Source organism: Dongshaea marina, assembly GCF_003072645.1.
GTDB lineage: Bacteria > Pseudomonadota > Gammaproteobacteria > Enterobacterales > Aeromonadaceae > Dongshaea > Dongshaea marina.
Genome location: NZ_CP028897.1, coordinates 3982808 through 3996614, shown reverse-complemented (window position 1 = coordinate 3996614; position 13807 = coordinate 3982808). Strand labels below are relative to the sequence as shown.

The following is a 13807-nucleotide window of genomic DNA, read 5'->3' as shown; positions in this document are numbered from 1 at the left end:
ACGTCCTTGTCTTGGTGGGGATTAAGAGGTGATGAATCGCTCGATGCTATCATCTCTGCGCAGGGTAAGGACTTCACATCCCTGCTCGGTGACCAGCAGTGTGTGCTCCCACTGAGCGGACAGGGAGCGATCTTTGGTCACCACGGTCCAGCCATCTTTGAGCATCTTGCAGTGACGTTTGCCCGCGTTGATCATCGGCTCGATGGTAAAACACATGCCGGGCTCAAGAATCGGCCCGGTGCCGGCACGACCATAGTGTAATACTTGGGGCTCTTCGTGGAACAGGCGACCGATACCGTGGCCACAGTATTCACGGACCACCGAGTAGTCATTTTTCTCGGCATGCTTTTGGATCGCGTGACCAATGTCACCTAAGTGAATGCCGGGTTTGACCATCTCGATGCCAAGATAGAGACACTCATGGGCAACACGGCACAGGCGCTCCGCCAGGATGGAGGGCTTACCTACCATGAACATCTTGGAAGTGTCACCATGATAGCCATCTTTAATCACCGTGATATCCACATTGATAATATCGCCGTCTTTGAGTTTCTTATCGGCGGGGATCCCGTGGCAGATCACATGATTGACGGATGTGCAGATCGATTTAGGGAAGCCGTGATAGTTTAACGGGGCAGGGATCGCCTGCTGCTTGTCGACAATATAGTCATGGCAGATCTGATTGAGCTCCTCGGTGGTGATCCCTTTGCGTACGTGTGGTTCTATCATCTCCAGCACTTCGGCAGCCAGGCGTCCGGCCACGCGCATCTTTTCAATTTCTTCTGCAGTTTTGATCTGTATTGTCATTCCTATTCTCTGTCATCGTGCGGCTTGCGCTCGCCTTTTCAACCAAAGCGGAAATTTTATCCACTCCTGCGCCGAACTTCCACCGCTTTATCTTTGTGGTTACTGAACAACTGACCAGCATTCGTTCAGTTTGTATTAAGTGTAAATTAAGTAGACTTGGTTCTGCAGAGAGCGATAAGACCTGTGCTCTGAGGCAACTCAGAGGAAACCTATATTTTGAGCAGCATGATTTCGGGGTACTATGCCCCGATTTTTTTGCCTGCAATTCAGTTAATCTTCCCCAGTTTTGCATCCGAGCATCCATGTCAATCACGGCCCGACATATGCGGTGAGCAGTCAATCGCTAGCGGAACTAAAAGTTTAGCTTGGCCTGCGGTAAGCGGACTCCGGCCTGAGGGGATTGCTTGTCCAATCCCCACTGAACTTCCAAGGACGCCCCGGAATTTGCTTCATCAGATTCACTAAAACAGACAGACGAAACGTCCATATTCCGGCTGTCTTTCAATCGCGTCCATGCGATTGATAAGTTCATCAACAATGAAACATTCAGCGCAAATAGACGGGGCCTAACACCCTCGTGAGCGAGCGCCGAGGGTAGCCGATGAGGATTGCTTTTTCCGAGGCAGGATGCCGAGCACCGTAGCTTGATGGAGGGACCCATCACGCGCAGGGAGCTTTTGGTTACTTTTCTCGGTAGAAAAGTAACTCACCCGCCCGGTGATTCGGGCCATGCAGCGCAGCTGCAAAATGCTATCTGCAGGATAAAAGCAGGTTCAGTTTGACCTGCGGGCAGCTGATTTATGCCTGTGGCACAGATGTCCGGCCGCGGACAGCGGGAAGAAGGTATTGCTTGTCCAATACCCTCTTCACTCCCAAGGACACCCCGATATTTGCTTCATCCTCAAGTTTCAAATTCGCAAAGGTACAGACAAACAGTACGTCCATGTACTGATTGTCTTTTCGCTGCATCCCTGCAGCTCACCATTTGCTCCTATTTGAAGCTCTCGGCGCAAATAGACGGGGCCCAAAACCCCCCGTGAGCGAGCGCTGAGGTGAATTGATAGCTACAGTTTTTCTTTTCGAGACATGGATGGCGAGCTGCGAAGGTCGATGGTTGGACCCATCGTGCGTAGCGAGATTTTGCCTACTTTTGACGATACAAAAGTAGGGCGCTGTCGGGCGCCCCCGACATCTATGCAGCGCAGCTGCAAAAATAAGCTATCCGCAGGCCGAATCATTATAATTTCCTGTCGCCGGTCAGCACCGGCGTGATGTGGCGAAACCACAAAGCCAGCCGTAGCGCAGCTACATACAAACCACCACCCGTTAGGTCGACAAAAAACTAGCCATAAATTTGTGCTTATGGTATAAAGCGCGCCTAATGTTCGTCGTTCGTCCCGAGCTGTTCGGGCGGACATATGTTAAAACACACACGTATCGGCACATACACCTGGGTGCCCGCAAGGGTCGGTGCTATGGGATGCGTGGAGGCCTAACCCTTAAGAGAGGATTAAAATGGCAAAAGTTTCTATGCGCGACATGCTGAAAGCGGGCGTACATTTCGGTCACCAGACTCGTTACTGGAACCCAAAAATGAAGCCTTATATCTTTGGCGCTCGTAACAATGTTCATATCATCAACTTGGAAAAAACCGTTCCAATGTTCAACGATGCGATGAACTTCATCAGCTCTGTTGCTGCTAAGAAAGGTAAGATCCTGTTTGTTGGTACCAAGCGCGCTGCAAGCGAAGCGGTTCAGCAGGCTGCTCAGCGTTGTGACCAGTTCTACGTGGATCACCGCTGGTTGGGCGGTATGCTGACTAACTGGAAAACTGTTCGTCAGTCCATTAAGCGTCTGAAGGATCTGGAAGTACAGAGCCAGGACGGTACTTTTGAAAAGCTGACCAAGAAAGAGGCGCTGATGCGTACTCGCGAAATGGAAAAGCTGGACAAGAGCCTGGGTGGTATCAAAGACATGGGCGGCCTGCCTGACGCTCTGTTCGTAATCGATGCCGATCACGAGCACATCGCGATTAAAGAAGCAAACAACCTGGGTATCCCTGTTGTTTCTCTGGTTGATACCAACTCTAACCCAGATGGTGTTGACTATATCATCCCTGGTAACGACGACGCGATCCGCGCTGTTCAGCTGTACCTGAATGCTGCAGCTGACACTGTCATCGAAGCTCGTGAGACTGACATCGCTGTTCAGGCTGAGCAAGACGAGTTCGTCGCTGAAAACAAAGGCGAGTAAGGCGTTACGACTTTTTAAGTCGCCCTTTACCGGTTGATTGAAAACCGATTTGCTTAATAGGGGCCCTTTTGGCCCCTATTTCTTGTCAAAACAAGAGCGAGGATTATTGAAATGGCAACTGTTACAGCTGCTCTGGTTAAAGAACTGCGTGAGCGTACTGGCGCAGGTATGATGGATTGTAAGAAGGCGTTGCAAGCTGCGGATGCAGACATCGAGCTGGCAATTGAGAACATGCGTAAGTCTGGTCAGGCAAAGGCAGCTAAGAAAGCTGGCCGTGTTGCTGCTGAAGGTATCATCTTCGGTAAAGCTGACGCAGATAAGGCGGTTCTGGTTGAGCTGAACAGCGAAACTGACTTCGTAGCTAAGGATGCAAGCTTCAACGCATTCGGTAACAAGCTGGCAGAGATCGCTCTGGCGAACGGCATCGAGTCTGTTGAGGCTCTGAATGCTGCTGAGTTTGAAAACGGCGAAGACGTTGCAACCTCTCTGACCAACCTGATTGCTAAGATCGGTGAGAACATGAACCTGCGTCGTGTGACCCTGGTTAAAGGTGAGACTCTGGCAAGCTACATCCACGGTGGCCGTATCGGTGTTATCGTGAACATGACCGGTGGCAACGCCGAGCTGGCTAAAGATATCGCAATGCATGTTGCTGCTTGTAACCCTCAGTTCGTTAAGCCTGAAGATGTTCCGGCTGACGTTGTTGAGAAAGAGAAAGCGATCCAGATCGACATCGCGATGAACTCTGGCAAGCCTGCAGAGATCGCAGAGAAGATGGTTACCGGTCGTATGAAGAAGTTCACCGGTGAGATCTCTCTGACTGGTCAGCCTTTCGTTAAAGATCCTTCCATGAGCGTTGCTCAGCTGCTGAAGCAGGAAAATGCTGACGTAGTTAACTTCGTACGTTTCGAAGTTGGTGAAGGTATCGAGAAGAAAGAAGAAGACTTCGCAGCAGAAGTTCAGGCTCAGATCAACGCAACCAAGGCTTAATCGCCGCTTGATTTGATTCATCAAGACCGCGGCTCGCCGCGGTCTTTTAGCATCGGGAGACACAAAAAGATGACAACCTCTTCCAAACCCGTCTATAAGCGAGTTTTGTTGAAGCTCAGCGGCGAAGCGCTGCAGGGCGAGGATGGTTTTGGTATCGACCCTTCGATACTGGATCGCATGGCGCTGGAGATCAAGGAGCTGATTGAGCGTGGTGTGCAGGTTGGCCTGGTTATCGGTGGTGGTAACCTGTTCCGTGGTGCCGGCCTGGCCGAAGCCGGGATGAACCGGGTGGTTGGCGATCACATGGGGATGCTGGCAACCGTGATGAACGGTCTGGCGATGCGTGATGCGTTGCACCGGGTTGATGTCAATGCACGGGTGATGTCAGCGATTCCACTGCAGGGGATCTGCGATAACTACAACTGGGCCAATGCGATCAGTATGTTGCGTCAGGGCCGGGTAGTGATCTTCTCTGCAGGAACCGGTAATCCCTTCTTTACCACGGATTCGGCGGCCTGTCTGCGCGGTATCGAAATCGAAGCGGATGTTGTGCTCAAGGCGACCAAGGTTGATGGTGTCTACAGTGCCGATCCTGTTAAAGATCCACAAGCGGAACTCTACCATGAGCTTGACTACAGCCAGGTGCTGGAAAAAGAGCTTAAGGTGATGGATCTGGCGGCCTTTACCCTGGCTCGCGATCACGGAATGCCGATTCGGGTGTTCAACATGAACAAGCCCGGAACCCTGGCCAAGGTGATCTCAGGAGACCAGGAGGGGACTCTTATTCACCAACTCGCGCAATAAGCTCTGGTTCTTGGTGCAGTTTGCGCTAGAATAGAGCGGATTTATTCCTGAAAGGTTTTGAAAGGATAGTGGCCGTGATTAACGATATTAAAGAATCCGCAAAACAGCGTATGGAGAAGAGCGTTGAGGCGTTCAACACCCATATGGCAAAAATTCGCACCGGACGTGCACACCCTAGCCTGCTGGATAACATCACAGTTGAGTACTATGGTGTTCCAACTCCACTGCGTCAGGTAGGGAATGTGACTGCAGAAGATGCGCGCACCCTGGCGATCACCGTATTTGATAAGACCCTGATCCAGCCGGTTGAAAAGGCGATCATGATGTCCGATCTGGGACTGAACCCATCATCAGCAGGTACAGTGATCCGTATTCCCCTGCCTCCTCTGACGGAAGAGCGTCGTAAAGATCTGATCCGCCTGGTTCGCGCTGAAGCGGAGCAGGGCCGTGTTGCCGTACGTAACATTCGCCGCGATGCGAACAGCGACATCAAGGCGCTGCTCAAAGAGAAAGAGATCAGTGAAGATGATGAGCGTCGCGCTGAGGACGACGTTCAGAAGATCACTGACGGCTACATCAAGAAAATTGACGAGTTCTTGTCTGTAAAAGAAGATGAGTTAATGGAAATATAATCCGTTATTCAGTTATAGTAGCCGACGCCGTGTAGTTCCCTGCACGGCGTTCCTTTTGCTGCGGAGAGATGGGATGTCATTACCAGATGCACTGACTCAAACTGGTGAGGCCAGTTTGCCTCGACATGTTGCTATCATCATGGATGGCAATGGTCGCTGGGCCAAGGAGCGTGGCAAGATGCGGGTCTTCGGCCACAAGGCCGGGGTAAAGGCGGTGCGCAATACAGTTTCATTTGCAGTCAAGCTCAAGCTGGAAGCTCTGACTGTGTTCGCGTTTTCAAGTGAAAATTGGCGTCGTCCCGAGGGAGAGGTCAATGCACTGATGGAGCTGTTTTTTACAGTTCTGGGCTCAGAGATCAAACGCCTACATAAGAACAATGTCCGACTAAAAATCATTGGTGATCTCAGCCGTTTTAGTGACAGGTTGCGCAAGAAGATTGCTCAGGCCGAAGCGCTCACCGAAAACAACAGCGGCCTGCAGCTTAACGTTGCGGCTAACTATGGTGGCCGCTGGGATATCACACAGGCAAGCCGCGCGCTTGCGCTTAAGGTTCAGCAAGGAACCCTTGCGGTGGATGATATCGATGAGGCGCTGCTGTCACAACACATCTGCATGTCCGAGCTGGCCCCGGTCGATCTTTTGATCCGTACCGGAGGAGACTGCCGGATCAGTAACTTTCTGCTATGGCAACTTGCCTATGCAGAGCTCTATTTTACTCCCCTGTTATGGCCTGATTTTGATGACGCCGCTTTTAGTGAAGCGGTCGCCTCCTTTGTTCGTCGCGAGCGCCGCTTTGGCTGCACCGGAGAGCAGATCCGGGAGCTGATCTCCGGCCAGGCTCAATCTACTGTTTAAAGAGAGGTTTTCCTTGCTCAAACAACGAATCATCACCGCCATCGTGTTGGTCGCTGTCGTTCTGGGGTGCATATTTTTCCTGCCGTTGAATCTGTTTACCATAGTGGCAGCCTTGCTGGTAACAGCGGCGGGCTACGAGTGGGGGCGCTTTTTGTGTAACAAGCGTGCCGTTTGCGTGGTGAGTGCCGTGGTGACACTGGTGATTGTCGCCTTCTCCGGCGGTTTTGTCATTGAGGATATCAAGCTTGCGACCTTCAATGATAAAGCCCTAGAGCTGATGCTATCCCTGTCTGTCCTGTGGTGGCTGTTCTCGGTGTGGATGATCGCTGTCTACCCCAGGGGCACAGGCTTCTGGTTTAAGAGCTCCTGGCTCAAATCCTTCTCCGGAGTGTTGACACTGATTCCGTTTTACTGGGCCATGGTGCTGGTGTTTGCGCCGGGCAACGTGGATGCACCCATGCATGGTGGCTGGGGACTGTTGAGCGTGATGGTCCTGGTATGGGTCGCCGATTCCGGGGCCTATTTCTGTGGCCGTGCCCTGGGTAAGAACAAGCTGGCACCTAAAGTCAGTCCTGGCAAAACCCGCGAAGGCCTCGCCGGTGGTGTGGTGCTGGCGGTAATTGTGGCGGCAATCATTGGTTACTGCATCGGTTACCGGGGGCACGAGATGTATGTCTGGCTGGTGAGCTCTCTGGCGGCGGTACTGTTCTCCGTGGTGGGCGATCTGACCGAGAGCATGTTCAAGCGTGAGGCGGGGATCAAAGATAGTGGACAGATCCTGCCGGGCCATGGTGGTATCTTGGATCGCATTGACAGCCTGACGGCGGCACTACCCGTGTTTGTATTTTTCTATCGACTGCTCAGTTAAGGAGTGATGATGCAGGGCGTGACGATTCTGGGAGCGACCGGCTCTATTGGCCAAAGCAGTTTGCGTGTGTTACGGCGTAACGCAGATCGTTATCGGGTCAGTGCCCTGGCCGCCCATTCGAGCGCCGAGGCTCTGGCCGAGCTGTGCCTGGAGTTTCAGCCGGACTATGCCGCGCTGGTGGACGTTCAGGCTGCGGCAAGGTTACGGGAACTTTTGGCTGCCAGCCGTTGCCCAACTCAGGTATTGGAGGGGCAGGGGGCTTTGGATGAGCTGGCCGCGGATCCTGCATCGGATGTGGTGATTGCGGCCGTAGTCGGGGCTGCCGGGCTCTCATCTACCATGAGTGCCATCAAGGCGGGCAAACGGATTCTTCTGGCCAATAAAGAGTCGCTGGTGATGAGTGGCGCCCTGATGATGGAAGCAGCCCGGGCTCATGGAGCCGAGCTGTTGCCAATTGACAGTGAGCACAACGCCATTTTCCAGTGTTTGCCCGAGCAGGTTCAGACCAAGCTGGGGCACTGTGATCTGGCTGGCGCCGGAGTCCGGCAGGTTCTGTTAACCGGATCCGGAGGCCCGTTTCGTAAGCTGCCCCTGGAGCAGCTGGCCTCGGTTACGGTAGAGCAGGCGATCGCTCACCCCAACTGGTCGATGGGCGCTAAGATCTCGGTTGATTCTGCCTCGATGATGAATAAGGGACTGGAATATATTGAGGCTCGCTGGTTGTTTAATCTTAAGCGAAGTGACATTGAGGTGGTGATCCATCCGCAGTCGGTGATCCACTCCATGGTCTCTTTTAAAGATGGCTCGGTGTTGGCCCAGATGGGACAACCGGATATGTGTACACCGATCGCCCATGCGCTGGCGTATCCGCAGCGCATCGATGCCGGAGTTGAGCCCTTGGATCTGCTCTCCTGTGGAACCCTGAGCTTTGAAAAGCCAGATCCACTGCGCTATCCCTGCCTGCAACTGGCAATCGAGGCTTGCTGGCAGGGCCAGAGCGCTACGACTGTGCTGAATGCGGCCAATGAGGTGGCGGTCGCAGCCTTTTTAGAGGGCCGGGTGGGCTTTACCGCGATCCCTAAGCTTTGTGAGAAAGCGCTTGCCGCACTCTCGGGTGAAGCCTGTGGCACATTGGACGATATTTTACAGCTGGATGGTGAGACAAGGCGCCGCTGTGGCGATTGGCTGACCCAGGTAGGACATTGATGCTGAGTTTTTTATGGGATGTAGGCGCCTTCGTGGTCGTGCTGGGGATCCTGGTCACGGCTCATGAGTTTGGCCACTTCTGGGTGGCCCGCCGCTGTGGTGTGCAGGTACAGCGCTTCTCGGTTGGCTTTGGTAAGGCGCTGTGGCGCAAAGTCGGCAAGGATGGGACCGAGTATGTGATTGCCCTCATTCCTCTGGGGGGCTATGTCAAAATGCTCGATGGCCGGGTCGATGAGCTCAAAGAGGGTGAGCAGGCCGTCGCTTTTGATCATCAGAAGGTCTGGAAACGGATGGCGATTGTTGCCGCCGGACCTATAGCGAACTTCATCCTGGCGATTCTCGCCTACTGGCTGGTGTTCATGATAGGGGTGCCAGCCGTCAAGCCGATCGTTGCCGATGTGGTGCCTCACTCGATCGCTGCCAAAGCCGGGATCCAGCCAGGCATGGAGATAGTGTCGATCGATGGGGATGAGACTCCGAGCTGGGAGCAGGTGAACCTTGAAATTGTCTCCCATATCGGTGAGTCACAGATGTATCTCAAGGCTCGCTCTGCTGCGACCCAGATGCCTCGTGAGTTCACCTTGTCCCTCAAGGATTGGAAGTATAATCCCGACCGGGATTCGGCGATTGACAGCTTAGGGTTTCAGCCAAAACTCCCCCAGCTCCTCTTGGAACTGGCACAGGTGCTGCCTAACTCTCCGGCTGCCAAGGCGGGCCTAAAGGAGGGGGACACCCTGCTGGCGGTCAATGATAAGCCTCTGACCAAGTGGTCGGAGTTTGTCACCCTGGTGCGCGATAGCGCCTCCAAGCCGCTGGATCTGACGTTGCGTCGCCAGGGAGAGGAGTTAAGCGCAACTCTCACTCCCGGGGTGAAGCAGCTTGGCCAGCAGCAGGTTGGTTTTGCCGGTGTGGTTCCCGTGAGCAAGCCGTTACCCAAGTCAGATCAGGTTCTGATACAGTATGGCCCAGTGCAGGCCTTCGGGGTCGCCTCACAAAAGACCCTGGATATGGTGGGGCTGACCCTCAAGATGGTGGGTAAGCTCATCACAGGGGCAGTCTCGGTCAATAACCTCGGCGGCCCCATCTCGATTGCCAAGGGCGCCGGAGCCAGTGCTGATTATGGCTTTATCTACTTTTTAGCATTTCTGGCACTTATCAGTGTCAACTTGGGGATAGTTAATCTGCTACCGCTGCCGGTTCTTGATGGAGGGCACCTGTTGTTCTTTATCATCGAGGCGGTGACGGGGCGCCCTGTGCCGGAGAAGGTTCAGGAATATGGCTTTCGTATCGGAATTGCGCTTCTCGTCTGCTTGATGGGAATCGCCATATTGAACGATTTTGCACGTTTATGAAGACAGATCACAGGAAGAAAACAACAACTATGGCAGTCAAAAGCGCTCTTGCGATTTCGTGTTTGCTCGGTGCCAGTTTCATGGCCAATGCAGCCAGCCACCTCCCGTCTTCACACTCCTTTGTGGTGAAAGATATTAAGGTCGAGGGGCTTAAAAGGGTTTCTCTGGGGGCGGCCTTGCTCGAGCTGCCGGTTCGGGTCGGTGATCGGGTCGGAACCACAGAGGTGGAGCAGGCGATTAAGCGGCTTTACAGCTCAGGGAACTTTGATGATATCCAGCTTTACCAAGACAATGGAACCCTGATCGTTAAGGTTCACGAGCGACCCACCATTAGTAGCATCGATTTTTCCGGTAACAGTGCCATCAAGGATAAGCAGCTCAAAGAAGCGCTTAAGTCTTCTCATCTGCAGGTCGGTGATGCATTGGACCGGCCGGTGTTGCGTCAGGTCTCTAAGGAGCTGGAAGATTTTTACTACAGCACCGGACGCTACTGGGCCACGGTCGATCCGATCGTGACCCCACTGCCCCGTAACCGGGTGGCATTGCGCTTTAACTTTGTGGAAGGTCCGGCGGCTAAAATTCAGCAGATCAATATCGTCGGCAATACGGTTTTCCCCGAGCAGACTCTGATCAACCAGTTCCAATTGAGTGATGATGCGCCCTGGTGGAACATCATGACCAGCCAGAAGTACCAGAAGCAGAAATTGGCCGGTGATATTGAGTCCTTGCGTAGCTACTACATGGACCGCGGCTATATTCGCTTCAAGGTCACCTCGACCCAGGTCTCCATCACCCCGGATAAAAAATCAATTTATATCACCCTCAATGTTCATGAGGGAGCCAAGTATCAGGTCTCAGATGTTGAGCTCAACGGTAAGCTCATCGGTAAGGGCGATGAGATGCGCAAACTCATCCCGATCAAGGCCGGAGAGACCTACTCGGCAGCTCTGGTGAACAAGGCCCAGGATGCGATCAGTGATTATCTGGCGAAATTTGGCTACGCCTATCCCAAGGTGGTGACCTACCCGCAGATTGATGATAAGACCCGCAAGGTCAAGCTGATGATCTATGTGGATCCGGGGCACCGCATCTATGTGCGGCGGATCAACGTCAGCGGCAATAGCACCACCAAAGATGAGGTGGTGCGCCGGGAGATGCGCCAGATGGAGGGCACCTGGCTCTCCAGCGGTGATGTGAAGCGTTCCAAGCAGCGCCTGGAGCAGCTTGGCTTCTTCCAGACCGTGGATGTGGATACCCAGCGGGTTTCCGGCAGTAACGATGAGGTGGATCTCAACGTCAAGGTCAAGGAGCAGAACACCGGAAGCATCAATGCCGGTATTGGTTTCGGAACCGAGTCCGGGATGAGCCTGCAGGGTGGTCTGACCCAGACCAACTTCCTGGGAACCGGTAACAAGGCGGCCTTCACCGTCAATACCAACAAATACTCGCAGAATCTGAACCTTAGCTATACCGATCCTTACTTCACCCTAGACGGGGTGAGCCTGGGCAATCGCTTGTACGGACAAAAATTCCAGGCGGCGGATGCCAACCTGCTTGATTACGACAGCACCAAGTATGGTTATGAGGCAACCCTGGGCTTCCCGATCACCGAAGATCAGAATATTTACCTGAGCGGTGGTTATGAGCGCAACAAGATGACTCAGCCTAACAGCTATGTGCAGACTCAGGCTTTCTGGGATCTCTACGATCAGTCGGGCAGTGATGACTCGCTCGCTTTTAATCTCTACAAGAGCTCCCTGAGCTGGGTGCGTAATACCTTTAATAAGGGGCTGCTGCCCACCGATGGCAGTCGCCAGATTGTCCGTGGTGAGATGACGGTTCCGGGATCGGACCTTCAGTTCTACAAGCTAAGCTTCTCCAATCAGGACTATATTCCGCTGTCCGAAGATCAGAAGTGGGTGTTCTCCACCAAGCTGCACCTTGCCTACGGCAACGGCTATGGCAGTGGCGAGACCCTGCCGTTTTTCGAGCATTACTACGCGGGGGGAACCACGAGCCTGCGCGGCTTCCAGGCCAACTCGGTGGGGCCACAGGCGCTACAATACACTGGAATTAACACTGGCAGTCAATACGGTGTATCTTCCAGCGGCCAGGCGATTGGTGGCAATGCGCTGGCGACCGGCTCTGTGGAGCTGATCGTGCCGACGCCGTTTGCCTCGGATACTTATCAGCGCTCACTGCGGACCACTTTGTTTATGGATATGGGGACGGTCTGGGATACCACCATCAACTACGATAACCTGGTTTGTACCTCCGGAGATTGTAATAATTTGCAGGATTATGGATCTCCGAGTAATATTCGTGCCTCCGTGGGAGCGAGTTTGACCTGGGTATCTCCCCTGGGGCCGTTATCTTTTGCCATCGCCACCCCGATTAAGAAGTACGAAGGCGATGAAACAGAGTTTTTCTCATTCAACATTGGCGGCACATTCTGAGCCTGAAGACTAAGGAGTTAGTTGTGAATCGTTTTATTAAAATTGCTGGACTGAGTGTGGCTCTGATGGCTGCCGGTATCTCCTCTGCCTATGCGGCCGCAGCACAGAAGATTGGCGTGGTGAATGTTGCCGAGGTGCTCCAAGCCCTGCCACAACAGCAGCAGATCAACCAGATGATGCAGAAGAAGTTTTCTGCCCGTCAGCAGGAGCTGCAAAAGCTGGGTCAGAAGATCCAGGGCATCTTGGCCAAGCAGAAAAAAGATAAAGATTTCATGAGCAGCGACGAGATGGCCAAGCTGTCACGTCAGGTGACCGAGCTTAAGTCTCAGTTCGACCTCAAGCGTCAGCTGCTTCAGCAGGATGAGCAGCGGACCTTTGCCGATGCCCGTAACAAGCTGTTGGTCACTATTCAGCAGGCGGTGAAGACGGTAGCTCAGAAGCAGCAGCTGGCCCTGGTCCTACAAGCACCTGCAGTGGCCTATACAACACCTGACATGGATATCTCCAAGCAGGTTGTTGAGCAACTCAATAAGAGCAAATAAATCTATGGCGATTAGCTTACAAGAATTAGCTGATAAGCTGGGTGCCCAGCTGCATGGTGATGGCTCGCGGGAGATCACCCAGGTGGCGGGACTGAACCGCGCAGGCTCTAGCGATCTCTCGTTCATCACCAGCCGTAAATTTCGCGAGCAGTTGGCGCAGAGCGAGGCGGCAGCGGTACTGCTGACCGAGGGCGATCTGCCCTTCTGCCAGACCAATGCCCTGGTGGTAGCCAATCCCTATGTGGCCTACGCCAAGGCCAGTCAGCTGCTGGATACTGCACCTGCGATTGCTGATGGGATCCACCCAACGGCCGTGGTTGCCGACGATGTGATCCTGGGGGCCGATGTGAATATCGGTGCCAATGCGGTGGTTGAGGCGGGCTGCGTGTTGGGCGATCGGGTATCGATCGGCGCCGGTACCGTGGTCGGTCACAATGTGACCCTGGGTGAGGGGGTTAAGCTCTATCCCAATGTCACCCTTTATCATGGCGTCAGCGTGGGCCGTATGACTAGCATTCACTCCGGTAGTGTCATCGGTGCCGATGGTTTCGGTAATGCCAATGAACGTGGCGAGTGGGTCAAGATTATTCAGTCTGGCAGCGTGCGCATCGGCGAGCGGGTCGAGATCGGCTCCTGCACCACCATCGATCGAGGTGCGGTGGATGATACAGTGATTGCCGACAATGTGGTGATCGACAATCAGTGTCAGATCGCCCACAACGTTGAGATAGGCTACGGAACCGCAATTGCGGGCGGAACCATCATGGCTGGTAGCCTTAAGGTCGGTAAATACTGTATGATTGGCGGAGCATCTGTATTCAATGGCCATATGGAAATTTGCGACCATGTCAATATAACCGGTATGGCGATGGTGATGCGTCCTATTACAGAACCCGGGACCTACTCATCAGGCATTCCTTTGCAGACCAATCAGCAGTGGCGTCGCACGGCTGCCCGGGTCCTAAAGATCGAAGAGATGCACAAGCGTTTGAACCAGCTTGCCAAGCAAGTTGAACAAGATTAATTACTGCATTTTAGAAG

General features: G+C 53.5%; 12 protein-coding genes. 11 read left to right on the top strand and 1 reads right to left on the bottom strand.

Annotated elements, in window-relative coordinates; all coding sequences use genetic code 11:
* Positions 1 to 21 precede the first annotated feature (21 nt).
* Positions 22 to 807: a type I methionyl aminopeptidase gene (map, locus tag DB847_RS18690; protein ID WP_108652061.1), complete on the bottom strand. Its 786-nt coding sequence runs from the start codon at positions 805 to 807 to the stop codon at positions 22 to 24.
* 1515 nt (positions 808 to 2322) lie between these two features.
* Here map and rpsB point away from each other — a divergent pair.
* The 11 genes from rpsB to lpxD all read left to right on the top strand — a co-directional run bounded on the left by rpsB (position 2323) and on the right by lpxD (position 13790).
* Positions 2323 to 3060: a 30S ribosomal protein S2 gene (gene rpsB / locus DB847_RS18685; protein ID WP_108652060.1), complete on the top strand. Its 738-nt coding sequence runs from the start codon at positions 2323 to 2325 to the stop codon at positions 3058 to 3060.
* Between the two features lie 111 nt (positions 3061 to 3171).
* Positions 3172 to 4050 (top strand): translation elongation factor Ts, encoded by an 879-nt coding sequence (gene tsf / locus DB847_RS18680; RefSeq protein ID WP_108652059.1) that lies wholly within the window; start codon positions 3172 to 3174, stop codon positions 4048 to 4050.
* A gap of 69 nt (positions 4051 to 4119) precedes the next feature.
* The gene (pyrH, locus tag DB847_RS18675; RefSeq protein WP_108652058.1) at positions 4120 to 4854 is read left to right on the top strand and encodes a UMP kinase; all 735 of its coding nucleotides are present in this window, start codon (positions 4120 to 4122) and stop codon (positions 4852 to 4854) included.
* A gap of 74 nt (positions 4855 to 4928) precedes the next feature.
* A complete protein-coding gene (gene frr, locus DB847_RS18670) occupies positions 4929 to 5486 on the top strand; it encodes a ribosome recycling factor (protein ID WP_108652057.1) in 558 nt (185 codons plus the stop codon).
* Between the two features lie 73 nt (positions 5487 to 5559).
* Positions 5560 to 6342: a polyprenyl diphosphate synthase gene (uppS, locus tag DB847_RS18665; RefSeq protein WP_108652056.1), complete on the top strand. Its 783-nt coding sequence runs from the start codon at positions 5560 to 5562 to the stop codon at positions 6340 to 6342.
* A gap of 13 nt (positions 6343 to 6355) precedes the next feature.
* The gene (locus tag DB847_RS18660; RefSeq protein WP_159084744.1) at positions 6356 to 7210 is read left to right on the top strand and encodes a phosphatidate cytidylyltransferase; all 855 of its coding nucleotides are present in this window, start codon (positions 6356 to 6358) and stop codon (positions 7208 to 7210) included.
* A 9-nt stretch (positions 7211 to 7219) separates the two neighbouring features.
* Complete coding sequence (ispC, locus tag DB847_RS18655; protein ID WP_108652054.1) at positions 7220 to 8416, top strand: 1-deoxy-D-xylulose-5-phosphate reductoisomerase; 1197 nt, start codon at positions 7220 to 7222, stop codon at positions 8414 to 8416.
* Positions 8416 to 9768 carry a sigma E protease regulator RseP gene (gene rseP / locus DB847_RS18650; RefSeq protein WP_108652053.1) on the top strand — a complete coding sequence of 451 codons (1353 nt, stop codon included), beginning with the start codon at positions 8416 to 8418 and terminating at the stop codon, positions 9766 to 9768. The genes ispC and rseP overlap by 1 nt, the downstream gene beginning before the upstream one ends.
* Before the next feature lie 29 nt (positions 9769 to 9797).
* A complete protein-coding gene (gene bamA, locus DB847_RS18645; protein ID WP_108652052.1) occupies positions 9798 to 12224 on the top strand; it encodes an outer membrane protein assembly factor BamA in 2427 nt (808 codons plus the stop codon).
* A gap of 23 nt (positions 12225 to 12247) precedes the next feature.
* Positions 12248 to 12766, top strand: a complete 519-nt coding sequence (locus DB847_RS18640) for an OmpH family outer membrane protein (RefSeq protein ID WP_108652051.1) — start codon at positions 12248 to 12250, stop codon at positions 12764 to 12766.
* A gap of 4 nt (positions 12767 to 12770) precedes the next feature.
* Positions 12771 to 13790, top strand: coding sequence for a UDP-3-O-(3-hydroxymyristoyl)glucosamine N-acyltransferase (lpxD, locus tag DB847_RS18635; protein ID WP_108652050.1), 1020 nt, complete (start codon positions 12771 to 12773; stop codon positions 13788 to 13790).
* Positions 13791 to 13807 lie beyond the last annotated feature (17 nt).

What these genes read in the sequence shown, in the direction of transcription:
- map (WP_108652061.1), bottom strand. Translation starts at nt 807, where the DNA reads ATGACAATACAGATCAAAACTGCAGAAGAAATTGAAAAGATGCGCGTG.
- rpsB (WP_108652060.1), top strand. Translation starts at nt 2,323, where the DNA reads ATGGCAAAAGTTTCTATGCGCGACATGCTGAAAGCGGGCGTACATTTC.
- tsf (WP_108652059.1), top strand. Translation starts at nt 3,172, where the DNA reads ATGGCAACTGTTACAGCTGCTCTGGTTAAAGAACTGCGTGAGCGTACT.
- pyrH (WP_108652058.1), top strand. Translation starts at nt 4,120, where the DNA reads ATGACAACCTCTTCCAAACCCGTCTATAAGCGAGTTTTGTTGAAGCTC.
- uppS (WP_108652056.1), top strand. Translation starts at nt 5,560, where the DNA reads ATGTCATTACCAGATGCACTGACTCAAACTGGTGAGGCCAGTTTGCCT.
- ispC (WP_108652054.1), top strand. Translation starts at nt 7,220, where the DNA reads ATGCAGGGCGTGACGATTCTGGGAGCGACCGGCTCTATTGGCCAAAGC.
- rseP (WP_108652053.1), top strand. Translation starts at nt 8,416, where the DNA reads ATGCTGAGTTTTTTATGGGATGTAGGCGCCTTCGTGGTCGTGCTGGGG.
- bamA (WP_108652052.1), top strand. Translation starts at nt 9,798, where the DNA reads ATGGCAGTCAAAAGCGCTCTTGCGATTTCGTGTTTGCTCGGTGCCAGT.
- lpxD (WP_108652050.1), top strand. Translation starts at nt 12,771, where the DNA reads ATGGCGATTAGCTTACAAGAATTAGCTGATAAGCTGGGTGCCCAGCTG.